The sequence below is a fragment of the Segatella baroniae DSM 16972 = JCM 13447 genome (genome assembly GCF_000426585.1).
Lineage (GTDB): Bacteria > Bacteroidota > Bacteroidia > Bacteroidales > Bacteroidaceae > Prevotella > Prevotella baroniae.
In genome coordinates this window covers 73,103-98,850 of sequence record NZ_AUFQ01000006.1, presented here as the reverse complement: position 1 = coordinate 98,850, position 25,748 = coordinate 73,103, and the positions used below count along the sequence as shown (strand labels likewise).

Sequence of the window (25,748 nt, the reverse complement as noted above, 5' to 3'; positions counted from 1 at the left end):
TGTTTTTAGACATAAGGACATAAGAACATATTTTTTGGGGGTGAAAAGGACAAAGACATAAGGGCCGCAAGCGGCCAAAAAAGACATATAGAACTGCCTCGATTTGCCGAAAGACCGGATAAAACAACTGCTCCAGCCCTTCCAAATAACTATCCTGACTCTACGAAATGGCCATCCTTGATTCTACGAAATACCCATCCCGACTTGACCAAATACCTGCCTCGGCTCTTTAAAACATCCACCCTGACTTTACCAAATACCCACCCCGGCCCTCCCAAAGGGAGGGTGAGCTGGCGAGGGGATAATAATGGAAGAAGCTGACAATGGCTGAATTGCAGCTATTGTCAGCTTCCTCAAGTTAGCTCACCCTCCCTTTGGGAGGGCCGGGGTGGGTATGTATTATGCTACCGCCACGGCCTCCTCCTTGCGGATGGAGCGTCCCATCACGAGGAACGCGATGGGAGAGGCGATGAAGATGGAGCTGAGCGTACCGGTCACGACACCCATGGTCATGGCGAAGGCGAAAGGCTGAATGCTCTTGCCGCCGAGGAGCAGGATGACGAGCAGCACGATCAACGTGGAGAACGACGTGTTGATGGTACGCGCCAAGGTCTGGTTGATGGAGTCGTTGAAGAGATTCTGGATGTCGTGCTTCGGATGCAGCTTCAGATTCTCACGGATGCGGTCGAACACCACCACCTTGTCGTTGATGGAGTAACCGATGACGGTCAGCACGGCACCGATGAACGTCTGGTCCACTTCCAGCGAGAACGGCAGCAGGCCCTGCAAGAGCGAGAACAAACCGATGACGGTGATGGCGTCGAGGCCCAGGGCAACGGTCGAACCTACAGAGAAGGCGATGTTGCGGAAGCGCACGAAGATGTAGAGGAAGATGGCCACCAGGGCGATGAGCACGCTGATGATGGCGCCATAGGTCACATCCTTGGCCACCGAGGGGCCTACCTTCGAGCTGCTGATGATGGAACCGCCCTGGCGGACGTCGGGATTCTTGAAGTCGTCGACGCTCTTCTGGCTCACCATGCCGGCCTTCTTCAGTCCGTTGTAGAGCATGGTCTCGGCCTCGTCGTCGACCGTCGGGCTGTTGGACTCAATCTTGTAGTTGGTCGAAATGCGGATGGTCTTGTTGTCGGTACCCAGAGAGAGGGCGCTCGAAGTGCAGCCGGGGAAGATGTGGCCCAGCACTTCGCGTACCTGCTCCGGCTCGGTCGACTTCTCGAACTGCACCACATAGTTGCGTCCGCCGGTGAAGTCGATGCTCCTGGCCAGGCCTCTCACGACGAAGCTGGCGCAGAACAGCACGATGGCGGCTGCCGCCATGGCGAACGTGGTCTTGTAGGCTGACATGAACTTGTAGTTCTTCCCCTGCATCAGATTGGCTGAAATGGGTGTCCAGAACTTGAGGTTCGTCCACTTGTCGTGGTTCAGTTTGTACTCATAAACCAGGCGGGTGAGGTAAACGGCACTGAAGAACGAGCAGACGATACCGATGATCCAGGTCGTGGCGAAGCCCTGGATGGGGCCTGTACCGAACATGTAGAGGATGACACCGGTGATCAACGAGGTCAAGTTGGAGTCGAAGATGGCGCTGAAAGCGTTGCTGTAGCCGGCGTTGACGGCCTGTCTCATCTGCTTGCCGGCGCGCAGCTCCTCCTTGATGCGCTCATAGATGAGCACGTTGGCGTCGACCGCCGTACCCAGCGACAGCACCATACCGGCGATACCGCTCATCGTCAGTGCGGCCTGGAACGACGTCAGAATGCCCAACGTGAAGAATACGTTGATGATCAGCGCGCAGTTGGCGATCATGCCGGGGATGAAGTTGTACATGGCCAGCATGTAGAATATCAGCAGGATGAAGGCGATGACGAACGAAACGACGCCCTGCTGGATGGAGGCGGCACCCAAAGTGGGGCCCACCACCTCTTCCTGTACGATGCGGGCGGGGGCCGGCATGCGGCCCGACTTCAAGGTGTTGGCCAGGTCTTTGGTGTCTTCGATGGTGAAGTTGCCCGATATGGACGACTGTCCGCCGTCGATTTCGCCGTTCACGCGCGGGGCGGAGTAAACCACGCCGTCCAGCACGATGGCGATGGCCTTGCCCACATTGGCCTTGGTGAGGGCGGCCCAGCGGCGCGCTCCCTCGGAGTTCATGCTCATGGAGACCTCCGGTTGGCCGGTCAGGTTGTTGAACTGGTCGCTGGCGTCGGTCACAACGTCGCCTTCAAGCGGCGCGCGGCCGTTGCTGGAGGTCACCTTCAGCGCGTAGAGTTCGTAGATGTTCTTGGCTTGGATGCCGTCGGCGGGCTTGGCGCTCCACAGCAGGCGCACGTCGGAAGGCAGCACTTGCTTGGCCAGGTCGCTGTAGATGATCTTGTTGATGGCGGCCGTGTCGCGGACGCTGGCATAGCCTACGAGGGCCAGAGAGTTCTGGCCGGTGGTCTGGAGCATGGCGAGCAGCGGGTGGAGCTTCTTGGCGGCTTCCATCTGGGCGTCGGAATTGGCGGCGACGGCCTTCTTTCCGGCCTTCTCCTTCAGCGTGAACTGCGGCGCGGCCTTCTTCGCTGCGGGCTTGGCGACGGCCGAAGTGTCGGTCTTCAGCGTGTCGGCTTCGGTGTCGACGCTGGCCATGCGGCTGTCGAGTTGTTGCAGATAGGGGATGATTTCTTCGGCGTTGTAGGTCTCCCAGAACTCCAGGTTGGCGCTGCCTTGCAGCAGTTTGCGCATGCGCTCCGGCTCCTTGATACCCGGCATTTCGACCATGATGCGGCCGGTCTGGCCTTCGAGTTTCTGGATGTTTGGCTGAACGACGCCAAACTTGTCGATACGTGTGCGGACAACGTTGAAGGAGTTGTCGATGGCCGACTGCACTTCGTCGCGCAACACCTTCTCCACTTCAGAGTCGGTGCTCTGCGGCGAAACCTTGCCCTGCAGCTGTTGGGTGGCGAAAATCTCCGCCAGCCGGCGGCCGGGGGCGTTCTTCTTGAAGGCGTTGACGAAGAGCGTGATGAAGTCTCTCTGGCTCGTCTCTTCCTCGGCCCTGGCTTCTTTCATTGATTTCGTGAAGGCCAGGTCGGTCTTGTGGTCGGCCAGTGTCTCGACGACGTCGGGCACGGAAATCTCAAGGATGACGTTCATGCCGCCCTTCAGGTCGAGTCCGAGTCCGATCTGGGTCTCCAAGCATTTCTGATAAGAGTAAATTCCCAGATACTTTACAGAATCCTTGTAGTCTTGTTGGGCGATGGGGTCTTTGATTTTTGCGGCTTGGCTGTCGTAATAATGGGTCGCAGCCGAGAACGACAAATAGAAAATGCTTGCAAGTGTCAGAAGGACAGCAGTGCAAATTACAATTCCTTTGTTTTGCATTGTTGGTTATATTATTGATTATTTGTTTTTCGAATCATCCGTTTCGATAACTTGTTATCTATAAAGGCTATAGAATGAAGTCGTGCAAAGATAAGTATTTTTTCGGAGTTTAAAAAAAATTACGACTTAATATTCGTCTTTTTATGGTTTTGCGCTTTTTTTTCAGCCAGCAAAGGATGGGGTAATGGTCGCTCAGTTTGACGCGGTCGTCCACTTTGCAGCCGTAGGGTTGCCAGTCCTTGGAGCACATGATGTTGTCTATCCGCACGAAGATGCGGGCGCGGTGGTAACTGATTCCGGGGCCGTTTCCTGTCTCCACGTAACAGTCGGTCAAGTTTTCGGCAATCTTGCGGTGGGTGTAGGAGATGGGACTGTCGTTGAAGTCGCCGCAGAGAATAATGCTCCTGCCGCTGTGCCGACTGATGTAGCGGGCCACGGCGTCGGCCTGTGGGGCTCGCTTCCGCACAGCTTTCGCGAGCTTGGAGATGACTTGTCGCGACTCGTTTTGTGCTTCCTTGGCTTTCATTTCTCCTTTGGCAAGCTGGTGAAACTGCTCCTTTTCCTCGGTCGAGAAGCCTGTGCTTTCCAGATGGTTGTTGATGACGATGACGGTGTCGGCCCCGATCTTCAGTTCGTAGGCCATGCTCTGGTTGCCCTGCGAGGGATAGTGGATGCGCTCGCGGCTGAGGATGGGGTAGCGGCTGTAGAGCGTCAGCCCGTCGTAGCTGCCCACCCGGGCCGTGTCCTTGTATTGGTAGATGGGGGCGAGCACGGCGTCGACGCGGGCCTGGCCGATGACGACGGTCGAAGCCTCTTGCAGGCAGAGGATGTCGGGCCGCTCCCGGCGCAGGTAGTCCAGGATGGCGTTGTCCTCGCCGGGCGGCGTCTGCCAGTCGCCGAAGTTCCAGACGTTGTACGACATCACCTTGATGGCCCCCTCGGGCACCTTATGTTGGCGGTTGAAGGGCATGTAGGTGCGCAAGGGGCCGAAGCAGAGCAGGTAGCCCGCCAAGGGGATGACGACGCCGCGCAGCCTGAAGAGCACCCAAAAAACGACGAATCCCATATTCACCGCCAGGAATATGGGAAATGCCAGGCCCGCCATGGCCAGATGGCTGTGGCTCAGCGGGTCTATCCTGTCGGAATAACCCACCAGCAGCATGAGCGCGATGTTGGCGATGTTGGCCCCCGCCATCGCGTGCAGGGTAAAGTTCTTGAGTCGTTTGAGCATGCCGGGTGTCAGCTGTGGTTGCTGCTGTCGAAGAGTCGCTGCTTCTCTTCGGCCGTCAGACTGTCGTATCCGCTCTGTCGTATCTTGTCGAGAATGCGGTCTATCTCCGCCTGTTCGCGCTGCTTGCGGGCGTTGTAGTCCCAGTCGCTGCCATGCGCGCCGGTGGTGTCGCTGTCTTTTTTGTCATAAGCGGACGACGAAGGGCGGTGGCTGCGTCGCTCCCAGACGTTGCGCAGGTTGTCGAAAAACTGCTCTCCCGCCGACCGGCTGTAGCCTCCCGAGGGGTGCCTTCGCCAGTAGCGGATCATGAAGAAGCCAAACACCATGCCGCCCAAGTGGGCCAGGTGGGCCACGTTGCCGCCCCGACCGCTCATGGCCGAGAAGAGTTCAATGCCCGCGTAGAGGGCCACGAACCACTTGGCCTTGATGGGAATGGGCAGCGGGAAGATGAATATCCGCTCTTCGGGGAAGAGCATTCCGAAGGCCAGCAGGATGGCGTAGACGGCCCCCGAGGCCCCCACCGTGGTCCATTGGTTGAGCAGGGTCGCGCTGTTGTGGGCCACCATGCCGATGTCGCCGACCGAGAAGCCCGGAATCTGGTCGGAGGCCAGCATGTAGAACTGGCCGAACTGGGCCGCCTCCTGGAACAGGCCGGCGCCAATGCCGCACGCGAGGTAATAGAAGAGGAACTTTCGAGGCCCCCACACGTTCTCCACCACGCAGCCGAACATCCACAACGCGAACATGTTGAACAGCAAGTGGGTGAAGTTGGCGTGCATGAACATGTAGGTCAGCAGCTGGTAGAGGTGGAAGTCGGGCGCCATGAAGAAGTGGAGGCCGAACATGTCGTTCAGGCTCAGGTTTCCGTAGGCGTCGGCTCCGGCCAGATAACTTGCCAAAAAGATGACTACATTGATGATGAGCAGGTTCTTGGTGATGGTCGGTATTGTTCTCATTACCTTATTTCTATGTCTATTTGTCGATCTATAATAATGCGGCAAAAGTACGAAAAATATTGCATAAAGCCCATAAAATGCGAGTGTTAGCCCAAAAATTTCAAAAAATATGCCACTTTTTTGATTTTTTTGTTTGGATTATAAAATGAATGCCCTATATTTGCGAAGAATTAAGGGGGAACTCATTCATACATAACCATTTAATACTTCAAATTATGAACAAGACAGAATTAGTTGAGAAAATTGCAGCAGGTGCCAACCTGAGCAAAGCAGATGCAAAGAAAGCATTGGACGCTACCGTGGCAGCCCTCAAGGACGCGCTCGTAGCCGGTGACAAAATCCAGCTCGTAGGCTTCGGTACTTTCAGCGTAAACGAGCGTCCTGCCCGCGAAGGTATCAACCCCGCAACGAAGCAGAAGATTGCCATCGCAGCCAAGAAGGTGGCCAAGTTCAAGGCCGGCGCAGAACTTGCCGACGCCGTGAACAAGTAATCGGGCCTGCAATTGCCAAAGATATTGAGGCGACTCCATGGGGGTCGCCTTTTTTTGTGGGGTGAAGGGCGGGAAGGGGGTGGCCGACCGGCCGGAAAGGTCTCGTCGGACAGGCTTGCCCCGCCTTGTCCGAAGGCTCAGAATCTGAACGAGATGGTGCCGAAAGGCATGCAGCGTTCCTGAATCTTGATGGAGAAATAGTAGAGCATTTCGTCCTCCGAGGGGTTGCCCACGATGTTGTAGAGCCCCAGGCGGGCCAGGAGCTGCGACTTGCCGAAGTCCTTTTGGAACGTGTAGCTGGCGTCGATGCGGAAGCGCAGTGGGTCGCGCGACTTGCGGAACGAGGCGTAGCCGTCGCTTTCGTCATGCTCGTCGATGATGATGCGGCCCGAATGCAGGTTGCCGCCCAGCGTGAAGAGCGACGTCTTGCCCAGTTGGTACGAGAGGACGGCGTTGGCCACGTGCGGCATGTCGTGCAGCGCGGGCAGCTTGCCGAGGTGGGCCAGCAGCGGAAACCACTCCCGGCTCTTGGACCAGGTGTAGGAGGCCTGCCACTTCCACGCTCCGAGCCCGTCGTAGTAGTACAGTCCCACGCCGCGGCTGTCGCCGTTGCCGCGCATGATCCACTTGCTCCAGTTGCTGTCTTCGAGGTAGAAGTCGGGGCGGAGGGCCAGCACGCCCCGCCGTTGCTTGTAGTAGGCCGACAGTTCGAGTATGCCGTGGCGCGTGTAGTGCTTCCATCCCACCTCGAGATGGGTGGCCGTGCTGGGCTTGAAGCCCTCTATGCTGGGCATGATGAAGTCGTAGGGCGTGGCGATGTCTATCATCCTGACGTGGTGGAAGAACTGTTCGGTGCGCGACAGGTTGGCATAGAGCATGTTGTCGGGGCCGGGAGCGTACTTCACCGACAGGCGGGGTTGGATGCTGCTGTACTTCCGGCTGTGGCGCGGAAGGTAGCTCAGGAAGTTGACTCCCACCTGCGCGTAGAGTTGCGGCGTGATCCGCAGCCGGTTGTCGTAGTAGAGCGAGAGCTGGTTGATGGGCTCCCAGCTGTTCTTCAGGTCGGTTCCGAAGGCCGTCAGCTCGTACTTTTCCATGATTCCCTTCATGCCCCAGCGCAGCGTGTAGAAGCTGCCGGGCGTGTAGGTGAACTGCGTGTTGACGTGGACGGTGCGGATGCGGTTGTAGAGTTCGCCCTTGTTCTCGAAGCCGAAGGCCTCCGGGTTGGCCCTTGTGGCATGGCGCGCGTAGGCCACCGACGTGTTGTTGGCGATCGTCGGCGTCACGTGGGTGTTGAAGTGGAGCGCATAGAGCTGGTTGTTCCAGTGCAGCGTCGAGGTCGACCGCCGTTCTTCGTCGTCGCGGTAGTCGTCGGTGGAGTTGTAGGTGGAGAACGACAGCGACGTCACCGAGTCGAGTTGCAGCGACAATTTGACGTTCATGTCGTAGAAAGAGTGGTTCATGCGGTTGTCCTCCGACACGTAGCGGTCGAAGAAGTCGAGCCAGCTGTGGCGGCCGCCGACCAGGTATGACAGTTTGTTCTTGAGGAGAGGACCTTCCGAAGCGAACGAGGCCGCCGGCATGTCGAGCGACAGCGTGTTGACGAAAGCCTGCTTGTTGCCGTCGCGCAGCCGCGAGTCGGTGACCGAGGAGAGGCGCCCTTCGTACTGCGTCGGTATGAAACCGTTGTAGAACGACACGCTCTTGAGCACGTCGCCGTTGAACGGTGTCAGCATGGAATTGATGTGTCCGGGGTTGTAGATGGGCAGTCCGTCGAGCAGGAACAGGTTTTCGTCGGCCGAACCGCCTGCCGCGTGGAAGTCCATGTTGGCCGACGAGGCCGCCACACCTGGCAAGACGCGGATTTGCGAATAGAGATCCGTGTGGCTGAAAGCCATGAGATTGGAGGGAGCCAGTTCGTCGAGTTCCTCCATGCTCTTGCGCCGTTCCACGCTGACCGTGCGGATGGCGAAGGCCATGGGGCTGAGGGCCACCTTCAGATAGCTTCTCGCCGCCCCGACGACGACGGGCCGGCTGTGGGGCGCGTAGCCCATGTAGCGGATGTCGAGGCGGCCCAGTCCGCGCGGCGCCGTGATGTGGAACGAACCGTCCTGGGCCGTCACGGCATAGTGGCGGCGGCCCTTGCTGTCGGTCAGCGTGACGGTGGCACCCAGCAGCGTCTCGCCGCTTCCGGTCTCGCAGACACTCCCCGACACGGTGCCCGTGGGTTCCTGCGGCGGTTGCGCCAGGCTGTTGGCGTCGCGCAGCAGCGACTGGGGCGTGGCGGGTTGCACCTGGATGAGCAACTTGCGCCCCTCCATGGGCACCAACCGATAGCTGTAGCCATCGAGAACGGCGGCCAGCAGCCGCCTGACCGTCGTCCGGCCTCGCAGCCGAACGACCACCTCGGCGTCCATGCGGATGAGCGCCTCGTTGTAGGAGAGCACCACGCGGGCCTCGCGCTCTATCCTGCCAAACCATGAACGCACCGTAGCAGAAGAGGGATTCACCAGAATCGTCTCTTCCGCTACGGTGTTCTGCGCGCCGGCCGTCAACGAGGCCAGCGACAGAAGGAGGATTGTCAGCGTCTTAAGCAAAGTTTTATTTGTATATTCGATAGTGGATGGGCGACACCGAGTCGTATCGGCAGTTGCACAGCAGGGCGATCTCGCGGATGGCCTCCGTGGGGTTGGCCGAGCGGAGCTGCGTGGTGATGCGGTTGCCGTCGTCCAGTTGCGGGTCGAGTTCTATCCTGATGTCCATCTCGCGCGCCATCCTGTCGACGGCTTCGCGTATCGGCGTATCTTTGAAAACGAAGACCGGCTGAAGCGTTTCGGCCCTGTCGGCGCTCTTCCGCAGCGTGCCGTGGTTGAGGCTGGCCTGCTGTCCTCGCGTGAGCACGGCCTTTTGTCCGGCTGCCGTGACGAGAACCCGTCCCGTCTCGACGCTCACCCGTTCGTTGCCTTTGAGCCGGGCATCCACCGAGAACGAAGTTCCCAGCACTTCCACTCGCATCTCTCCCGCCGTCACGGTGAAGGAGCGGCCGTCGTGGCTCACGTCGAAGAAGGCGCGTCCCGTCAGTTCCACCCGTCGTTCGGCCTTGCGGTCGGAAGCCCGGTAGGCCAGCGTGGCCTGGGGATGGAGCCTCACCGTCGTGCCGTCGGGCAGCCGCAGCTGTTCCGTCCGGTGCGAATGGTTGGCGAAGGTCTGCGCGGGCGCTTCCCCGAAGAGGCTGTAGAAGCCGAAGCCCACCAGCAGGAGCAGCGCAGCCGCTGCGACCCACAGAGCGCGTAGCCTGACGGCGCGAGCCTTGTGGGGGCTTTCCGCCAGTCGTGACTCAACCTTTTGCCAGGCTGTCGCCGTGTCTACTTGTATGTCGCGACCCTCCCGGTCCAGGCGTTCCATGGCGTCGACGAGCCGGCGATATTCCGTTCCGTTGGCGTCGATGTAGGCCTCCAGCGTCTGCCGCTGCTCCTCGGTGAGGGGCTCCGCAGCCAGATGGCGGGCCAGGATGGCGTCTATATTTGTATGTTCCATAAGCCGAGATTGATTAGTTGTGAGCAGGTAGCCAGCCAGAGTAGCGTCGGATGAGAGGTGGCATAGGCCCTGATGATGTGAATGGCCTTGCCTATATGATTTTCTACTGTTTTTTCGGATATGTCCAACGCGGCGGCTATCTCTTTATATTTCATCTTTTGGATTTTGCTCATCATGAAGACATCCCGGCATTTGGGCGGCAACAGGGCCAGCAGCGTGTCGAGCAGTGTGGCGTAGTCGGTCGGCTGTTCGCTCTCCGTGGTGTCGCTGAGCTGCAAGGAGGCTTCCGTGTCGGCCGAAACGGTGTCGAGCCGTCTGTGCCGACGCAGGAAAGTGATGCAGTTGTTGCGGGTGGCTGTTTTCAGGTAGGCGACGAAAGCGTCTTCCTCCAGGTCGTCCTTGCCGTGGTTCCAGATACTGATGAAGAGTTCCTGCACCACGTCTTCGCAGTCGTCGCTGTCTGCCAGGTAGCCTGCGGCGATGCGGCAGAGCATGGGATAATAGCGTTCGAACCTTGTTTGGAAGCGTTTCTTTCTGTCGGTCTTCATTGTTTTGTTTTGCGAAGCGTGCTAGAATTTCAGGCTCACGCCGGCGGTGACGAAGCCCTTGTAGCCCAGTCCGGCCTCAAGGAAGCCCCCGATGTGGTCGTTGCCCACCCTGAGCGCGATGGGGTTCACCTGGAACGCGAAGTCAGTGGCGGTCTTGGCCTTGGTGTTGGCGTTCTTCTTGCCGGCCTCGGTCAGCCCCTTCTCCGTGGTGCGGGTGAGGTCTACGCCGGCCGCGGCCGAGCCGTAGAGTTCGAAGGCGCCTTTCTTGTAATACACCATCTCGGCCACGGGCATGACCAGGAAGTTGAGTTGCGTCTCCTTGATGTCCTTCTGCTTGCTCTTGGCGTAGTCGTACTTGCTCGAAACGGAGGCGAAGCCCAGGTCGAGACCCAGCCGGAAGCGGTTCATGTGGTAGCGGTAGCCCAGTCCGAGCACGCCCGTGGAGGTTTCGTTGGTGCGGGTGGTGCCGGTGACGGCGTCGCCGAGTCCGATTCCCCAGATGGAGGCCACGCTGAGCGTGAGGCCGTCGCTGTAGCCGATGCGGAACTCGTGGCGGCTGTCCGACTGATACTTGCTGTTGATTTGTGCGTTGGCCTGTGTCAGGCCGGCTGCCAGAAGCATGGACAGCGCTGCTAATTTCATCTTCATATTCTTACCGTTTTAAAAGTTATTTTCTGTCTGGAAGGCTCTGTTTCTTCGGCCTTTCAATCCTTATAACTCAACGGCATGCAAATACCCCTACTGCTGTTCTCGTTTTTTTTGTTGTCAGGCTGTCGGCTCTTCGGGGCTGACGGCTGGTTTGGCGGGCTGCCGGGCCTGCCAACTCTCCCACTCCTTCATGGCCTGTTGCCAGTCGGTGGTGGCGTCGGCGGGGCTTTCCCGCTGTCGCAAGGCCTCGTCGCGGGCCTTGTCGCGCAGCCGCTTGGCCTTCATGTCGGCGATGGTGGCGTCGTCGAGCACCTGGATGGCGCCGCGGTCGAGGGCCAGGCGCAGTTCGTCGGGGCCGAAAGCCTTGCCCTGTTCGTTGAAATCGGAGATGTTGAACTCGTATTCCACGCGCAGCTCGTGGCGTATCTCTTTCTGCTGCTTGCGGTTGCCGGCGTTCTTGAGCCGCAGCAACCGGCTTATTTCGTCTATCTCTTTCTGCGCGAATTTGTTTCTTCCCATTTGTGTTGACAATATAATAAGGTGGAGGGGGTGGATGGCGGGGCGTCTTTGTTGCTTGTTCCCTTGTCAGCGGGTTTGCATTGCAAATATACTTCTTTGTTTTGATATCCGCAAGTGAATCAACGACATAGTGGTCGTAGACAAAGGACGGATTTGTAGAAAGCTATCGGAGCGTTTCATGCCGTGGGCAAACTGCCTTGTAAAAGCGGCCCTTTCAGGTGCTGACAGCAGCCCTTTCAGCCGCTGAAAGGCCAGCTTTTAAAAGCCTCCGGACATGCTTTTATTGCTGGTGTGCCAAGACATAAGTACATTAGTACATGTTTCTTCTGCGATGTTTTTTAGGACATAAGTACATAAGGACATATTTTTTGGGTGAAAAGGACAAAGACATAAGGGCCGCAAGCGGCCGATAAAGACATAATTATACTGTGGAATTTTAATTGTGATGTGTGAAATGAACGGGAGAAGAACCATTGGAGCATGGAAATATCCAATTGGTTTCCCTGCCTGCCTTATGTCTTTATTCCGTCGCTTGCGACGCCCCATGCAGAAAAAACATGTTCTTATGTACTTCTGTCTTTATAAAAGAATCAGAAAAATATGTCCTTATGTACTTATGTCTTTATAAAAGAGCCAGGAAAATATGTCCTTATGTACTTATGTCTTAAAAACAGCAGCAAAAGGAGCATGTCCTTATGTATTAAAAGCAGGCGGGCCGTTGATGATTCAACGGCCCGGCGCTTGGTGATGTTGTCCTACGCGGATTCGAACCACGACTGAGAGAACCAAAAACTCTAGTGCTACCATTACACCATAGGACAAACATGGCAATCGTCCAGATGGCGATTGCGGCTGCAAAGATAGTGGATTTTTCGTCCACCGCCAAACTTTTTGCCCTTTTTATGCCACGATGGCATGGCTGGGACTTGTTTTTTGCGCTTTATTTGAAAAAGCGGTTCATGTTGCGGATGGCCTCCTGCAGTTCACGCGCGTTGAGTTGATAGTCGGGTTGCGGGTTCATGCGCCTGTCAAGCACCTTGAGCGTGCCCGAACCGCGCTTCTCCACGATGGTGCCATCGGTCAGCGTGAAGGCATAGAAGAGGTCGTTGCCCGTGAGATGCCAGTTGCGGGGCGCGTCGTCGTCGAGGTAATGTCCCATGGAAAGGTCGGAAGGAGGGTTCGTCACGCCCAGCACCTGGTGGAGCAAGGTGGGCGACACGTCGTAGTGGGTGGTGCGATGGTCGCGCCTGCCGGGCTTGCAGCCGGGATAGTAGTAGACGAGCGGTATGCGGGTCTGCCATTCGGAGTAGTTGGAGGAGTGGCCCCAGTAGTTCTTGTGGTTCTCGTTGAACTCCTGTCCGTGGTCGCCGGTGATGACGACGACCGTGTTTTGCAGCAGCTCCTTCTGCGCCAACTTGTCAAGCGCAAGCCCGATGAGCGAGTCCACCTCGGCCACGCAGTTGCGATAGAGGTTGAAGAAGGGCGTGGGATCCATGTCGTTGCTGAGCTTCATGTAGTCGCAATACTCCCACGAGGGCTGGAACCGGTGCTGCTTGGTCTTCGGCACCTCGATGGCATGTGCCGAATCGTAGAACACGAATGAGAAGAACGGCTGGCGTCCGTCGTACCGGTCGAGGTCGTCCATGAAGTTGCGGGTGATACGGATGTCACGTTCGTAGGGCGTATTGCCGGGCGTATTCGTGTTCAAACCTTTCACATGACCGAACATCATCTTTGCGAACGGCGGATAGTCGAAGGTCGCGCTCGGGTAGGCCTGTATCCTGTAGCCCGCCTTGCGCAGCTCCTCCACCAGCAGCGGTTGGATGTCGGCATACTCGAAGCTCTTCCAGTAGTAGGCCGGAAGCCCCGTGAACAGGCCGAAGATGCCGCCCCGTGTGCCGTTGCTCGAACTCAAATGGTGGGTGTATTGCTCGGCCTGGCGGGCGAACCGGCAGATGCTGGGCGTGCATTCGTCGGTCAGCGTGCGCGGATTCCACGAGTCGATGCAGAGGATGACGACGTTGAGCGGCTTCGCGGGCTTGCGCATCTTGAGCGGACGCAGCGGGTAGCTGACCGACGAACCGCCACTCTTGAAGTGCAGCCGGTTCATCTCCCGGCGGTCTGCGAGGCCCATCTTCACCAGCAGTTTGTTGGCCCGCAGCGGGAAGTAATAGGGAATGACGTCGGTGCTTTCGACGATGGCGGCGTTCATCGTAGCCGCCCCGTAGATGTGGGCGCCCTGCGAGAAGAGACAGACGACGAGCAGTGGCAACAAGCTGTTGCGCCAGAAGTGCCGCTGCCGACGGCGTTTCTCCAGCCTGCAGCTCAGCCATGCCAGCGCGCCGCTCGTCCCCATGAGCAGCAGCGACAGGCCGACGGCCTTGGCATAGACCCAGAACGAGAACACGAAAATCTCGGAAGCACCCGGCCCGGTCAGCATTTCCAGAACGAGACCGTTGATGTGGAAATGGTAGAGGGCATAGACATAGCTGTTGGCCACGGCCAGGATGAACAGGAGTCCGTAGACCAAGGCCAGCGCCATGTTGGCCCAACGCTGCCGGCATCCCAGAACGGCGAGCGGCAGCTGGATGAGCAGGAAGGGGGCGAGAAGCAGGATGGCGGCGTGTGTCAGACACGAGGCGGCGAAATAAAACCAGCCTGCGGGCGTCATCACATCGGTGCTTGCGCCATGGAAAATGTAGCTGAAGAAGATGAGGGCGAGGGCCAGTGTCGACAGCAGATAGTAGCGGAAACCTTGCCGGAGGCCGGCCTTGTTCAAGCGTTTCATCATAGAATATAAAAAATGAGTGGTCGTCGATGAAGAAAGACCATACGCCGCGCAGCCCACCGTGCTGCGGTGTCGGGCCCCGGGACGCATGGTCGCCATGTCGGAGAAGCAGGCCGGCGGTCTATTTCACGGTAATCAAATAATAGTTTTTCTTGCCGCGCTGCACGAGCAGATACTTTCCGTCGATGAGATCGTCGGCTGTCACGGGCTGATCAAAGGCTGCCAGCTTCTCTTTGTTGAGGCTTACGCCGCCACCTTTCACCATTTTGCGCATCTCGCTCTTGCTCGGGAAGATGTCCCAGCCGTCTTGGCAGAACAGGTCTACGGCTGTCTGGCCGAGCGTTTCCTTGCCCAGTTCGTAGTGGGGCACGTCCTTGAACACGTCGTTGAGCGTCGCCTCGTCGAGTCGGGCCAAGCTGTCCTTGGTCGCTTTGCCGAAGAGGATGTTGCTGGCGGCCGTCGCCATGTCGAGATCTTCCTTGGAATGCACCATCACGGTGATCTCTTCGGCCAGCCGCTTCTGTAGCGTTCGGCGGCCCGGATCCTGACGGTGTTCCTCCACGAGGGCGTCGATGGTGGCCTTGTCGAGGTCGGTGAATATCTTGATGTAGCGTTCGGCGTCGTCGTCACTCACGTTGAGCCAGAACTGATAGAAGGCGTATGGCGTGGTGCGGTTGCGGTCGAGCCAGATGTTTCCGCTCTCGGTCTTGCCGAACTTCTTGCCGTCGGCCTTGGTGATGAGCGGGCAGGTGAGGCAGAAAGCTTCGGCTTCGTTGCCCAGCGTGCGGCGGATGAGTTCCGTTCCGGTCGTCATGTTGCCCCACTGGTCGTTTCCGCCCAGCTGCAGACGCACGCCGTACTTCTGATACTGATACAGGAAGTCGTAGCCCTGGAGCAGCTGATAGGTAAATTCGGTGAACGACAGTCCGTCGCTTGCTTCGCCGTTGAGGCGCTTCTTCACGCTGTCCTTGGCCATCATGTAGTTGACGGTGATGTGTTTGCCCACCTCTCGCGCGAAATCGAGGAAGGTAAAGTCCTTCATCCAGTCGTAGTTGTTGACGAGTTCGGCCTTGTTGGGCTCGGCTCCGTCGAAGTCGAGAAACTTCGAAACCTGCTTCTTGATGGCCTCCTGGTTGTGATACAGCGTGGCCGAATCGAGCAGGTTGCGCTCCTGGCTCTTGCCCGACGGGTCGCCAATCATACCCGTTGCGCCGCCAACGAGCAAGTAGGGCTTGTGGCCGCAGCGTTGCAGATGGCGCAACATCATGATACCGCAGAGGTGACCGATGTGCAATGAGTCGGCCGTTGGGTCTGTTCCGAGATAGGCGGAGACCATATTCTTTTGCAGAAACTCTTCTGTTCCGGGCATGATCTGAGCCAGCATACCACGCCATTTCAGTTCTTCAACAAAATTCTTCATATATTTTTTCTTTTTGATTGATCGGAGGTCATGGGCCGCGGGGGCCCTGTTGCGCATGACAGGCCGCCGGGCTTGGCAAGACCGCTACGGCACGGGGTCGTAGCCGCTGCCTCCCCAGGGGTTGCAGCGCAGGATTCGCCAGACGGCCAGCAGCAGACCCTTGACGGGGCCGTGCTTCAGGAGCGCCTGACGGGCGTATTCGGAGCAAGTGGGAGTGAAGCGGCACGAGGGCGGGGTGAACGGGGTGACGAACCGTTGATAGAAAAGGATGGGCAGAATCAGCAGCAGGCTCATGCCTTTGGCCAGCAGGTGGAGGACGTTTTTCAAGCCTTTCATATCTTCTCGCTGATTCGTTGCAGGAGAGCCGTCACGTTTCGCTCTATCAGGGACGTCGCGGCGTGCTTGTCGGAAAGCCAGATGAAGGCCACGGCCACGTTGCGTCCGCTCAGGATTCGCTTGTTCTTTCGGAAGGCTTCGCGCACCTGCCGCTTCACCCGGTTGCGGTCGACGGCGTGGCGGAAGTGCCTCTTGGGCACGCTGACAAGCATTTTCGGACAGGCCTCCGCCACCTGGAAACTCGTCTCCGGGGCTTCGTCTTCGAGCGACCGGTAGACGGCGCGCAGCGGAAACACCGTCATCGAACGGCTCTTTCCGCCCTTGAAGAGGCTGTCTATCAGGCTGAGGCTGTAGACGCGTTCCTCTTTCGACAAAGTGAATCTGTCCGTTTCTGCCATCGTGTATGTGCTGTTGGGCTGTCGGGCGGTGCCGGCGGCAGCTTATTTGTGTTTCGACAAGTAGGCTTCGAGGGCGCTCGACATGGAAGGATGGTCCTTCGTGGGCGCCTGGAGGTCGAGCGTCAGTCCTTCTTCGGCTATCGTCTTGGCCGTGGCGGGGCCGAAGGCCGCGATCTTGATGTCGCCCTGCTCGAAGCCGGGGAAGTTCTGTTTGAGCGCCTTCACGCCCGTGGGGCTGAAGAATATCAGCATGTCGTAGTCGAAATTCTTGATTTCCTCCTCGGTCAGGTTGTCGCTCACGGTGCGGAACATGACGCATTCGGCGTGCATGAGCTTCTTGGCGTCGAGCAGGTTCTTCACGTTGTCGTTGTGGACGCTGCTCAGTGGCACGAGATACTTCTCGTTCTTGTGCTTCATCATGGCCGGGATGAGGTCGTCGACCTTGCCCGTTGTGCCGAAGAAAATCTTGCGTTTGCGGTACTGGGTGTATTTCTGGATGTAGAGGGCGATGGTCTCCGTGACGCAGAAATACTTCATTTCCTCGGGAATGGCGATGCGCATTTCCTTGGCCAAAGTGAAGTAGTTGTCGATGGCGTGGCGCGAAGTGAAGACGACGGCCGTGTAGTTCAGAAGACTGATTTTCTGCTGCCGGAACTCCTTGGCTGTGATTCCTTCCACCTTGAAGAAAGGTCTGAACACCAATTCCACCTTGTATTTGCGCGCAATGTCAAAGTAAGGAGACTTTTCACTCGATGGTTTGGGCTGTGAAACCAGGATTTTCTTGATCATCTTGCCTAATAATTTATCTTCAAATAGCTATTCGTGAATACCAGCGTGCCGTAGAGGGCGAACAACGGTACCATTTCGAGGGCACAAAAGTACAAAATATTTTGCAGAAAAGAGCCCTTTTGGCGGAAAAAGATGATATGTGTCTTGTAGAAGGAGAGCAATTTGAACAAGGTGATGACGGCCAAAGTGCAAATGCCTACCGCTCTGATACTCAAGTTGAAGTAGACCTGCAGCATGACGATTGGGAAGAGAAGCATGCCCTGGACGGAGATGATGAAGAGCAGGGCGTGGAGCCATCGCGTGTTGGAACGCTTGTCGAAGAACACCCAGTCGGTGAAGGCGTAGGCCAGGAACTTCACGAGGAAGTAGCCGGCGAACAGCGCCCCGTAGATGCCGATGGCCTGGTACTGCTCGACGGCAAAGGTGTCGGCGGCCACGTCGAACGTGCTGAAGAAGTAGATGAGGGCCAGCAGCAGGCTCGTCTGCAGCAGGAGGAAGAGCTGGAAGCGGATTTCGCCCGACGTTTCGGTATGCGACGACGACTCGTTTCTGGGGATGTAGAAGAAGTCCTTGGCCTGTCGCTTGATGAAACCGCCCAGCCGGCGCAGGGCGACGAGGGCCAGGATGAAGACGCCGAAGAGCACGCCGGTGACGAAGTTGTCATTCGCCGGCGTGTAGGGAACGGGGTCACCGGCCACACCGAGACGCCCGCCTGTGAGTTCGGGGTGAAACAAGGAATCCTTTGAAAAGAACGACTCCTTGTAATATTGGGGCAGACTGACGTCGCGATAGCTCTTGCCCACGGGCCATCCAGGCAGGTGGAGCGTGTCGGGGCGCCCGCTCCAGTGGATTTCCCCCGGCTCGAAGTGGGCCTGGATGGCCGAGTCCTGCTGTTCGGGGGTGGCGTTTCGGGGCAGCCAGCTCAGCACCTGGGCCGGTGTGGGCTGCCGGTGGGCCGTGGGGGGTAGGCTCTGCGCCCCGTCCCCGGCCTGCTGCGCCGCGATGGTGTCGGTCTGCAACATGGGTCTTGCGTATGGGTTAAAGTCCGAAGGCGGCTTTGATGGCTTCTGTCTGATCGAGTTTCTCCCACGTGAAAAGCTCTACGTCGATGGTCTTCGTTTCGTGGTAGCGGCTGGTGAAGGTCTTTTTCACCACCTCGTTCTTGCGTCCCATGTGACCATAGGCTGCCGTTTCCAAATACATCGGTTGACGAAGCTTCAGCATACGTTCGATGGCTTTGGGCCGGAGGTCGAAGAGTTGCTTGATTTTTTCGGCGATCTGGCTGTCGGTCAGGTTGGTTTTACCGCGTCCGTAGGTGTTTACGTAAACGCTTACGGGCTGTGCCACGCCGATGGCGTAGGCCAACTGCACGAGCATTTCATCGGCAACGCCCGCCGCCACCATGTTCTTGGCGATGTAGCGAGCCGCGTAGGCCGCCGAACGGTCTACCTTCGATGGGTCTTTGCCCGAGAACGCGCCGCCGCCGTGGGCACCCTTGCCGCCGTAGGTGTCGACGATAATCTTGCGACCGGTCAGTCCGGTGTCGCCGTGGGGGCCGCCGATGACGAACTTACCCGTAGGATTGACGAAATAATGAATGTCGTCGTTGAACAGCGCCAATATCTTTTCGCCACACTCGGCCTTGACGCGCGGAATCAGAATATGGACAACATCTTCGTGAATCTTGGCCAACATGGCCTCGTCGTCGTCCATAAACTGGTCGTGCTGCGTGCTCACGACGATGGTGTCGATGCGCTGCGGCGTATTGTTTTCATTATATTCAATCGTCACCTGACTCTTGGAGTCGGGGCGCAGATAGGTCATTACCTTGCCTTCACGGCGGATATCGGCCAGCACTTTCATGATGAGATGCGACAAATCGAGCGACACGGGCATGTAGTTTTCTGTTTCGTTGCAGGCGTAACCGAACATCATGCCTTGGTCGCCGGCACCCTGTTCGTCTTCGTTCTGGCGGTTGACGCCGCGGTTGATGTCGTCGCTCTGCTCGTGAATAGCCGTCAGAATGCCGCACGAATCGCCGTCAAACTGGTATTCAGCCTTCGTGTAGCCGATGCGTTGGATGGTCTTTCGGGCGATGTTCTGTAGGTCGATGTACTCCGACGAGCGCACTTCGCCCATGATAACCACCTGTCCCGTGGTACAAAACGTTTCGATGGCGCAGTGTGCCTGCTCATCGTAAGCTAAAAACTGGTCGAGAAGCGCATCCGAAATCTGGTCGGAAACTTTGTCAGGATGTCCCTCGGACACTGACTCTGAAGAAAATAAATAGCTCATTTTTCCATTACTTTTAAAAGCGTGGAATAACACCAAGTAACCGTAAAATCTGAGAGGGATTTTGCAGTTTTAGCATTTTTTTATGTGGTTGCAAGCAGCCAAATTCTTCCACAAGCGTTATAACTAAGTGATTAAATCGCCGCAAAGGTACGACTATTTGGCCGAATCGCCAACGTTTTATCGCTTTTTTGCATTCCTGGCGTGGCGCCCTTCGTTAATCGCTGTCAATCAATGAGTTGCAAAAGCAGTGCTTTAACCTCCTAAAAGGGCTGCTTTTACACGCTAAAAGGGCTGCTTTTGCGGGCTGAAAGGGCTGCTTTTGCAAAACGTTTTCCATGCTTTGTGCCATCAGCTTGACACTGGGCGGTTTCGGCGGCAGGGAGAAGCATTCCTCATGAGCTTTCTTGAGGCATGTTGATGAAAACCATCACAAATAACGACACGCCATGAAAGATTGGATGTTTTTCGGCTTTTTTATTTTGTTTTACAATCTTTATTCTTTACCTTTGCTATGACGGATGGCTTCCTTCCGTCCCTGTTGATAGCACCATAAGCAATTTCTGCTTGACAACACTTTTTCAGAACGCGTCATGGAAATCCATAAGAGTCACCTATGAACAGTTACAAGATACCCACCCTGATTGTGGCGGCGGTCATGACCGCCATGCTCATGACCGGCTGCCGACGGGAGTCGCCGCGGAAGGCCGCCTATACGGACCGGCAGTGGCTCATGCTCGACACCACCGACAACCACACGACCAACATCGACTCGCTCCGTGCCCTTGTGCGCAAGAGCCAACAGACCGGCGACCCGGCACGCGAGATGGCCGCCTTGGCCGAACTGGCGCATGGATATCAGTCGGCCAGCCGCTACATCGACGCCGTGAAGGTGCACCGCCGGCAGCTGACGCTGGCCCAGCAGCTCAACGACACGCTGATGACGGCCTCGGCCTTCAACGACCTGGGCGTCAACTTCCGCCGCATGGGCCTCTACTATGAAGCCATCCTCCACCACTCGCAAGCCATCACCACCGCCCGGAAGGCCCCCCGCGACCGAAAGCTCATGAAATGCACCGCCATCGGCTACAACGGCATGGGCAACGCCTACATGGCGACAGGCCACTACCTGTCGGCCGACAGCATGTTGCGCAAGGCGCTCGCCATCGAGGTCAGGCTGGGAAGCCACCTGGGCATGAACGTGGGCAACGCCAACATCGGCGAGGTGTTCGAACTGCGCGGCATATACGACTCGGCCAGAATCTATTTCCAGCGCAGCTACGAGCACAGCGTGCTGGCCAAGAGCACGACGGGCCAGGCCTACAGCCACATGAACTTCGGACGGCTCTACCAGCACGAGGGAAAGTTCAAGGATGCCGTCGCTGAATACCAGATGGCCATGTCCGTCATCTCACCCAAGCGCGACCTGTGGCTATGGGTGCAGCCCTGCATCGCCATGGCAGGCGTCAGGGTGGCCATGAAGGACCACGCCGAGGCGCGGAAGTATCTCGACATGGCGCTGCAGGCGGCCCGGAAAATGGGCGCCAAGGAGTTTCTGTCGGAAATCTTCTTCCTCTATTCCGACTACTACCGCAACCTGGGGAACTACGAGAAGGCGCTCGACTGCTACACCAAGGCCGACAAGGCGCGGCAGCAGGTGTTCAACAGCAACAACATGTTTGAAATCGAAACGCTGCAACAGCAGCTGTCGCGGCGGCAACACGAGGAATACGTGGCCGTGACCGACGCCAAACTGGCCAACGAACGCTCCATCTCCATCATGCTCGGCATCACCCTCATCGCGCTGGTGCTGGTGCTGGTCATGCTCTGGTACGTGGCCCAGGCCCGACTGCGCAACAACCACATGCAGAAAGAGTTCATCCGCATGCGCGACCGCTTCTTCACCAACATCACGCACGAGTTCCGAACGCCGCTCACCATCATCCTGGGCCAAGGCCAGGAGGTGGCGCAGGCCGACAGGAAAGCCCTGGAAAAGGTGAACGAGGCGGGCAGGATGATCGTTCGCCAAGGCAAGCAAATGCTCCATCTGGTCAATCAGCTGCTCGACATCAGCAAGGTGCGCATGACTCCCGACTCGCCCGACTGGCACACGGGCGACATCGTGCCCTACCTGCGCATGATCGTCGAAGGGGGCGTGCTGCTGGCCAAGACCAAGGACATCACCATCCACTTCACGCCGCGCAAAAACGTCATCATCGCCGACGTCGTGCCCGACTATCTGCACAAAATCATGCGCAACCTCATCAGCAACGCCGTCAAGTTCACGCCGCCGCGAGGGGAAGTCAACATCACATGCTATCAACATCACAGCAAACTCGTCATCATGGTGGCCGACAACGGCATGGGCATGGAAGCCGAAGTGCTGAAGCATGTATTCGAGGAGTTCTACCAGGCCGAAACCGACAGCCGCAACCTGGGCACGGGGATAGGGCTGGCGCTGGTGAAGCAGCTGGTGGAAGCCATGCAGGGCAGCATCAAGGCGGTCAGCACGCCGCAGCAAGGAAGCGTCTTCACCATCACGTTGCCGCTGAAACACGGGCAGGGGCAATGGAAGCTGCTTAAACTGGAAGAGCCGGAAGAACCCTTCGACCCGGTCTTCGTCAACACGAAGGCCGTCCGACAAAAGGATATGGACGAAAACAAGTATGCCCGCCACGTCCTGATTGTGGAAGACAATGCCGACTTGGCCCAATTCCTCGGACAACAGTTGTCGGCCAACTACCAGCTCTCGTTTGCCGTGGACGGAATCGACGGCTTCGAGAAGGCGCAGCGCCAACAGCCCGACCTCATCATCACCGACCTGATGATGCCCGGCATGGACGGACTGGAACTGTGTCGGAAGCTGCGGGCTTCGCACACGACCTCCACGACGCCTGTCATCATCGTCACGGCCAAGACATCGCAGGAAGACATGGAAGCCGGCCTCAAGGCGGGGGCCAACGCCTACCTCTTCAAGCCCATCAGCAGCAACGAACTCCGCATCCGAGTGGAGTGGCTGCTGACGGAACGCCGACTGCTGCAAGAGAAATACCAGCTGGCGGCCTATGAAATCACGGCTGCCAAGCGCACGCTGACGCACAAGGACCAGGAGTTCATGAGGGCGTTCACCCATGCTGTCTACGACCAGATCAACCAGTTGGAAATCAATCTCGACGAACTGGCTTCACGACTGTGCATGAGCCGACGCACGCTGAACCGCAGGGTGCATGAAGTGATGGACCAGACGCCGGCCGCCTACGTCACGAAAATACGAATCGACTATGCCAACCAGCTGCTCAGAAGCCGCCCGGAGCTGTCGATCGTCGAGGTGGCCAACGCGTGCGGCTTCAACGACCGCAGCTATTTCGACCGCACTTTCCGCGCCGAGATGGGCGTCACGCCGGCACAATTCAGAAAAACCATCATCCACAATCCCTGAAAAGGAAGGGCATGGCAGAAACAATATGTCTGCCATGCCCTTCCGTCATTCTTATTCTTGCTTTACTTTCAGCTGCTCCGGATGCGAGAGCGAGCCGTGGGTTTCGCCGTCAAAGGCGAAGGTGGGTGTCAGGAGCCTGACCCCCGTATGGTTGCGGCGGTAGGCGCGTATCTCCACCGTCTCGCCACGGGGACGGTTGCTGTAGATGCGGAACTCGTAGTAGCTGATTCCCTGCGCCTGACGCGACACGCCGACACCCCGCAGTTCGTCGCCCACAAAGGCGGCGAGGACATAGTCGTCGGGCGAAAACTCGGGAAGCCCGTCGATCCTGGTCGAGGCATAGACCACCATGTCGTAGCGGTAATGCGCAGACTTGTTGAACAGCCAACTGTTGATGACCTGCACCCGACACGAGTCGCGCTGCTCGCCCGACACGCTGACGGCCAGCACCTTGGCTTCGCCGGGCTTCAGCGCCTTGACAATGCCGTTATGAACGGACGCCACACCCGACGAGTCGGCATACCAGAACACGGTCTTCAACGAAACCGAGTCGGGGATGAACGAAGGCGTCAGCCTCAGCGAGTCGCCCACCATCAGCACGATGTCGTGACTGTCGATCGTCATGCTGGTGGGAACGACGGAGCCAGGCTCTTCAAACTCAAACCACTCCCCGCACGAAGTCATACTGAACAGCGCGCAGAGCACCGCTAACCAGAGCGGCAGGTGTCTCTTTCCATCGTTGTGCATAGGAGTCATGATTTTTTCTGATTGCTTTTATTTGTCGGGCCGCTCCACCTCCACCATGTTGGAGAAGTCGGTCGTCCGCCCATCCTTGAATCTTATTCTGACGAGATACTGCGCCTTGTCGCCCGGAGTCAGCAGGTTGTCGGTATAGACGGGCTCTTCGCCCTTCCTGATGGTGCGCATGAACTTGAACTCGTCGTCGTCCGTCCCCTTGCGCAGCACGACGGTGTAGTAGTCGGGGCTGATGGCTTCGACTTCTTCTGTCTTGAAGCCCCAGCCCAACATCACCTTGCCGTCTTGCTCATGCCATACGCCGTCGAGCTTGATGTGCACGGGGAAGGTCTGCGGCCCCTTCACCTGAACCTGGGCATAGAGGCTCATGCCCGACGACACGCCCGTTTCGTTGACACTCTCCACGGCATACTGGTAATAGTCGTTGCGGCTGTAGGCAGGCTCGTCGACCAGAGCGACACGATGATTGCCGTCGAGGCTGTCGGCACTGACCGAGCGCAGCAAAGTCCACTGCATGTCGCTTTCCAGCCGGCGGTAGATGTTGTAGTAGTCGATGTCGTTCTGGGGCGACGGAAGCCAAGCCGCGTGAACCCGTCCCGGCTCTTCCACCCAGATGGTGTCGAGCACGCAGGCCGTGGGCGGAATGAAGTTGGGCAGATAGCGCACGTGCATTTCCGAAAACTCGCTGCTGTTGCCTTCCTTGTCCACCGTCTTTATCTTGTAGTAGCGGTGGCGCTGGGCAAGATCGAGTTGTATCTGCTCGGTGTAGATGGTGTCGTTGCCCACACGGTCGTTGACGAGCGCGAACTCGTGGGTGGAGTCGTTGGCCATGTAGATTTCGTAGTGGTCGGCGTCTATCGAGCGCGAAGGGTGCCAAGCCATGGTCATGTTGCCGTCGACGTCGATGACCGAGCGCAGGCGCGTGGGTGGCAGCGGCGGCACGAGGTCGGCGATGATCATCTGCATGGGCAGCGAGTGGTTCATGTTGCCGTTGGTGTCGTAGCAGGCGATGGTGACCAGGCCGGTCTTGAGCCCCTGTATGTCGACGGTCGCCACGCTGTCGCGGGGGCTAAGGAGCGAGTCGGTGAGCGGTCGCCACTGGTCGCCCAGCAGTTCCTGGTTGAAGTAGCAGGGCAGGAAGCCGGCCAGGTCGGGCTCCTGTGTTTCCTTCTTCCAGCGCAGGACGGCCTGCGTGGGCAGGTTGGTCTTCTGCTCGCGCAAGATCTCTATCTGCCACAGATGGGCCGCTTCGGGGGGCACGAGGTCGGGAAGCGTCACGCTGTGCTCTTCGGAGGGCAGCGTGCGTTCGCCAAAGGCGTCGTAGCCATAGACGCGGTAGACGTAGCTGCCCGGCTGCATGCCACGGTGGACGTAGACCGAACCCGTGTCGGGCAGGGCCTCGTCGCCACGCTCCATCGACATGTAGGGCCTTTGGTTGGCCTTGTGCCACTCCTGGCTGTCGGCAGCGCGCCATTCGATGTCGTAGAAGCTCCAGCGCAGGTCGGGCCATGCCAGCATGATGTCGTGCGGCCCGAGGATGGAGTCGGTGAGTTGCGCGCCGAAGGCCGGCCGTGGCGCGGCCTGCACAACAACGTCGTGGATTGCCTCTCGCCGGTGATGGATGATGGAATCGGGCACGAGCGGAACGATGACATAGTCGTATTGGCGGCCCGGCTCCACCTTGCGGTCGGTATAGGCCAGGCCCATGGCTTCGGCCAGATCCAGCCGCTGTTCGGCCACGACCATGGCATAGCTGTAGATGTTCTGCTGCTGGTCGGCCACCTCGAACACCGACCCCATGTTCTGTGGTCGGCTCTTGGTGCGGTCCAGCGTCAGGTCGCTGGCTCCCCAAACCACCTGCGCGGCCGCTGCGGCCAGGCTGTCGGTGGCGGGAAACCGCGTCTTGAACTCATCAAGGCTGATGGGCCGACACTCGGCCAGCGTATCGACCGTGGCGCCTTCGCGCTTGTCGAACGACACGCGCAGAATGCTGTAGCCGTAGGGCTGTGTCAGTTTCCAGGCCACATAGTCGTCGGGAGCCCAGCGCAGGGTGACGCTGTTGGACGTTGGGCGGGCCAAGGCTCGCAGTTCGTGTACCACGGGGTTGGCGGCAGCCTGGGTCTGGCTGCTGTCTGCTCCGGTTGTCTGTGCCACCGCCGAACAGGCCGCAAGGCCGAAGAGCAGGGCTGTGATATGTCTTTTTGTTTTCATAATCA

The 25,748-nt window shown here is 58.1% G+C and carries 19 protein-coding genes; 2 read left to right on the top strand and 17 right to left on the bottom strand.

The window, feature by feature from the left end:
• Nucleotides 1–399: 399 nt before the first annotated feature.
• From secDF to K334_RS0106265, 3 genes are all read right to left on the bottom strand, one after another.
• Nucleotides 400–3,384 (bottom strand): protein translocase subunit SecDF, encoded by a 2,985-nt coding sequence (gene secDF / locus K334_RS0106275; RefSeq protein WP_027444692.1) that lies wholly within the window; start codon nt 3,382–3,384, stop codon nt 400–402.
• Nucleotides 3,385–3,493: 109 nt separating this feature from the next.
• Nucleotides 3,494–4,615, bottom strand: a complete 1,122-nt coding sequence (locus K334_RS13605) for an endonuclease/exonuclease/phosphatase family protein (RefSeq protein ID WP_051218675.1) — start codon at nt 4,613–4,615, stop codon at nt 3,494–3,496.
• An 8-nt stretch (nt 4,616–4,623) separates the two neighbouring features.
• Entirely contained in the window at nt 4,624–5,571 is a 948-nt protein-coding gene (locus tag K334_RS0106265; protein ID WP_021589621.1) for a rhomboid family intramembrane serine protease, read from the bottom strand.
• A gap of 215 nt (nt 5,572–5,786) precedes the next feature.
• Here K334_RS0106265 and K334_RS0106260 point away from each other — a divergent pair, with 215 nt between their 5' ends.
• Nucleotides 5,787–6,062, top strand: a complete 276-nt coding sequence (locus K334_RS0106260) for an HU family DNA-binding protein (RefSeq protein WP_021589691.1) — start codon at nt 5,787–5,789, stop codon at nt 6,060–6,062.
• Nucleotides 6,063–6,199: 137 nt separating this feature from the next.
• Here the strand turns inward: K334_RS0106260 and K334_RS0106255 are convergent, their stop codons facing one another.
• The 12 genes from K334_RS0106255 to metK all read right to left on the bottom strand — a co-directional run bounded on the left by K334_RS0106255 (nt 6,200) and on the right by metK (nt 19,340).
• Nucleotides 6,200–8,659: a TonB-dependent receptor gene (locus K334_RS0106255; RefSeq protein WP_021589664.1), complete on the bottom strand. Its 2,460-nt coding sequence runs from the start codon at nt 8,657–8,659 to the stop codon at nt 6,200–6,202.
• A 4-nt stretch (nt 8,660–8,663) separates the two neighbouring features.
• The gene (locus tag K334_RS0106250; protein ID WP_021589633.1) at nt 8,664–9,599 is read right to left on the bottom strand and encodes a FecR family protein; all 936 of its coding nucleotides are present in this window, start codon (nt 9,597–9,599) and stop codon (nt 8,664–8,666) included.
• Nucleotides 9,581–10,147 carry an RNA polymerase sigma-70 factor gene (locus tag K334_RS0106245; RefSeq protein ID WP_021589643.1) on the bottom strand — a complete coding sequence of 189 codons (567 nt, stop codon included), beginning with the start codon at nt 10,145–10,147 and terminating at the stop codon, nt 9,581–9,583. The genes K334_RS0106250 and K334_RS0106245 overlap by 19 nt, the downstream gene beginning before the upstream one ends.
• 21 nt (nt 10,148–10,168) lie before the next feature.
• A complete protein-coding gene (locus K334_RS0106240; protein WP_025880957.1) occupies nt 10,169–10,795 on the bottom strand; it encodes a hypothetical protein in 627 nt (208 codons plus the stop codon).
• Between the two features lie 117 nt (nt 10,796–10,912).
• Nucleotides 10,913–11,314, bottom strand: a complete 402-nt coding sequence (locus tag K334_RS0106235; protein ID WP_025880958.1) for a hypothetical protein — start codon at nt 11,312–11,314, stop codon at nt 10,913–10,915.
• A gap of 940 nt (nt 11,315–12,254) precedes the next feature.
• Complete coding sequence (locus K334_RS0106225; protein WP_025880959.1) at nt 12,255–14,105, bottom strand: DUF3413 domain-containing protein; 1,851 nt, start codon at nt 14,103–14,105, stop codon at nt 12,255–12,257.
• Between the two features lie 118 nt (nt 14,106–14,223).
• Nucleotides 14,224–15,522, bottom strand: a complete 1,299-nt coding sequence (gene tyrS, locus K334_RS0106220; RefSeq protein WP_025880961.1) for a tyrosine--tRNA ligase — start codon at nt 15,520–15,522, stop codon at nt 14,224–14,226.
• An 84-nt stretch (nt 15,523–15,606) separates the two neighbouring features.
• Nucleotides 15,607–15,858: a membrane protein insertion efficiency factor YidD gene (gene yidD / locus K334_RS0106215; protein ID WP_027444691.1), complete on the bottom strand. Its 252-nt coding sequence runs from the start codon at nt 15,856–15,858 to the stop codon at nt 15,607–15,609.
• On the bottom strand, nt 15,855–16,256 hold the full coding sequence (gene rnpA, locus K334_RS0106210; RefSeq protein ID WP_025880964.1) for a ribonuclease P protein component: 402 nt from the start codon (nt 16,254–16,256) through the stop codon (nt 15,855–15,857). The genes yidD and rnpA overlap by 4 nt, the downstream gene beginning before the upstream one ends.
• Before the next feature lie 42 nt (nt 16,257–16,298).
• Nucleotides 16,299–17,045, bottom strand: a complete 747-nt coding sequence (locus K334_RS0106205) for a uroporphyrinogen-III synthase (protein ID WP_025880965.1) — start codon at nt 17,043–17,045, stop codon at nt 16,299–16,301.
• A gap of 5 nt (nt 17,046–17,050) precedes the next feature.
• Nucleotides 17,051–18,067 carry a DUF4271 domain-containing protein gene (locus K334_RS0106200; RefSeq protein ID WP_027444690.1) on the bottom strand — a complete coding sequence of 339 codons (1,017 nt, stop codon included), beginning with the start codon at nt 18,065–18,067 and terminating at the stop codon, nt 17,051–17,053.
• Nucleotides 18,068–18,083: 16 nt separating this feature from the next.
• Nucleotides 18,084–19,340 carry a methionine adenosyltransferase gene (gene metK, locus K334_RS0106195; protein WP_025880966.1) on the bottom strand — a complete coding sequence of 419 codons (1,257 nt, stop codon included), beginning with the start codon at nt 19,338–19,340 and terminating at the stop codon, nt 18,084–18,086.
• Between the two features lie 613 nt (nt 19,341–19,953).
• Here metK and K334_RS0106190 point away from each other — a divergent pair.
• Nucleotides 19,954–22,776: a hybrid sensor histidine kinase/response regulator transcription factor gene (locus K334_RS0106190; protein ID WP_051218673.1), complete on the top strand. Its 2,823-nt coding sequence runs from the start codon at nt 19,954–19,956 to the stop codon at nt 22,774–22,776.
• 51 nt (nt 22,777–22,827) lie between these two features.
• Here K334_RS0106190 and K334_RS0106185 read toward each other — a convergent pair whose 3' ends face one another.
• Nucleotides 22,828–23,523 (bottom strand): Ig-like domain-containing protein, encoded by a 696-nt coding sequence (locus tag K334_RS0106185; RefSeq protein ID WP_025880967.1) that lies wholly within the window; start codon nt 23,521–23,523, stop codon nt 22,828–22,830.
• Nucleotides 23,524–23,550: 27 nt separating this feature from the next.
• Nucleotides 23,551–25,743: a fibronectin type III domain-containing protein gene (locus K334_RS0106180; protein WP_027444688.1), complete on the bottom strand. Its 2,193-nt coding sequence runs from the start codon at nt 25,741–25,743 to the stop codon at nt 23,551–23,553.
• Between the last annotated feature and the right edge of the window lie 5 nt (nt 25,744–25,748).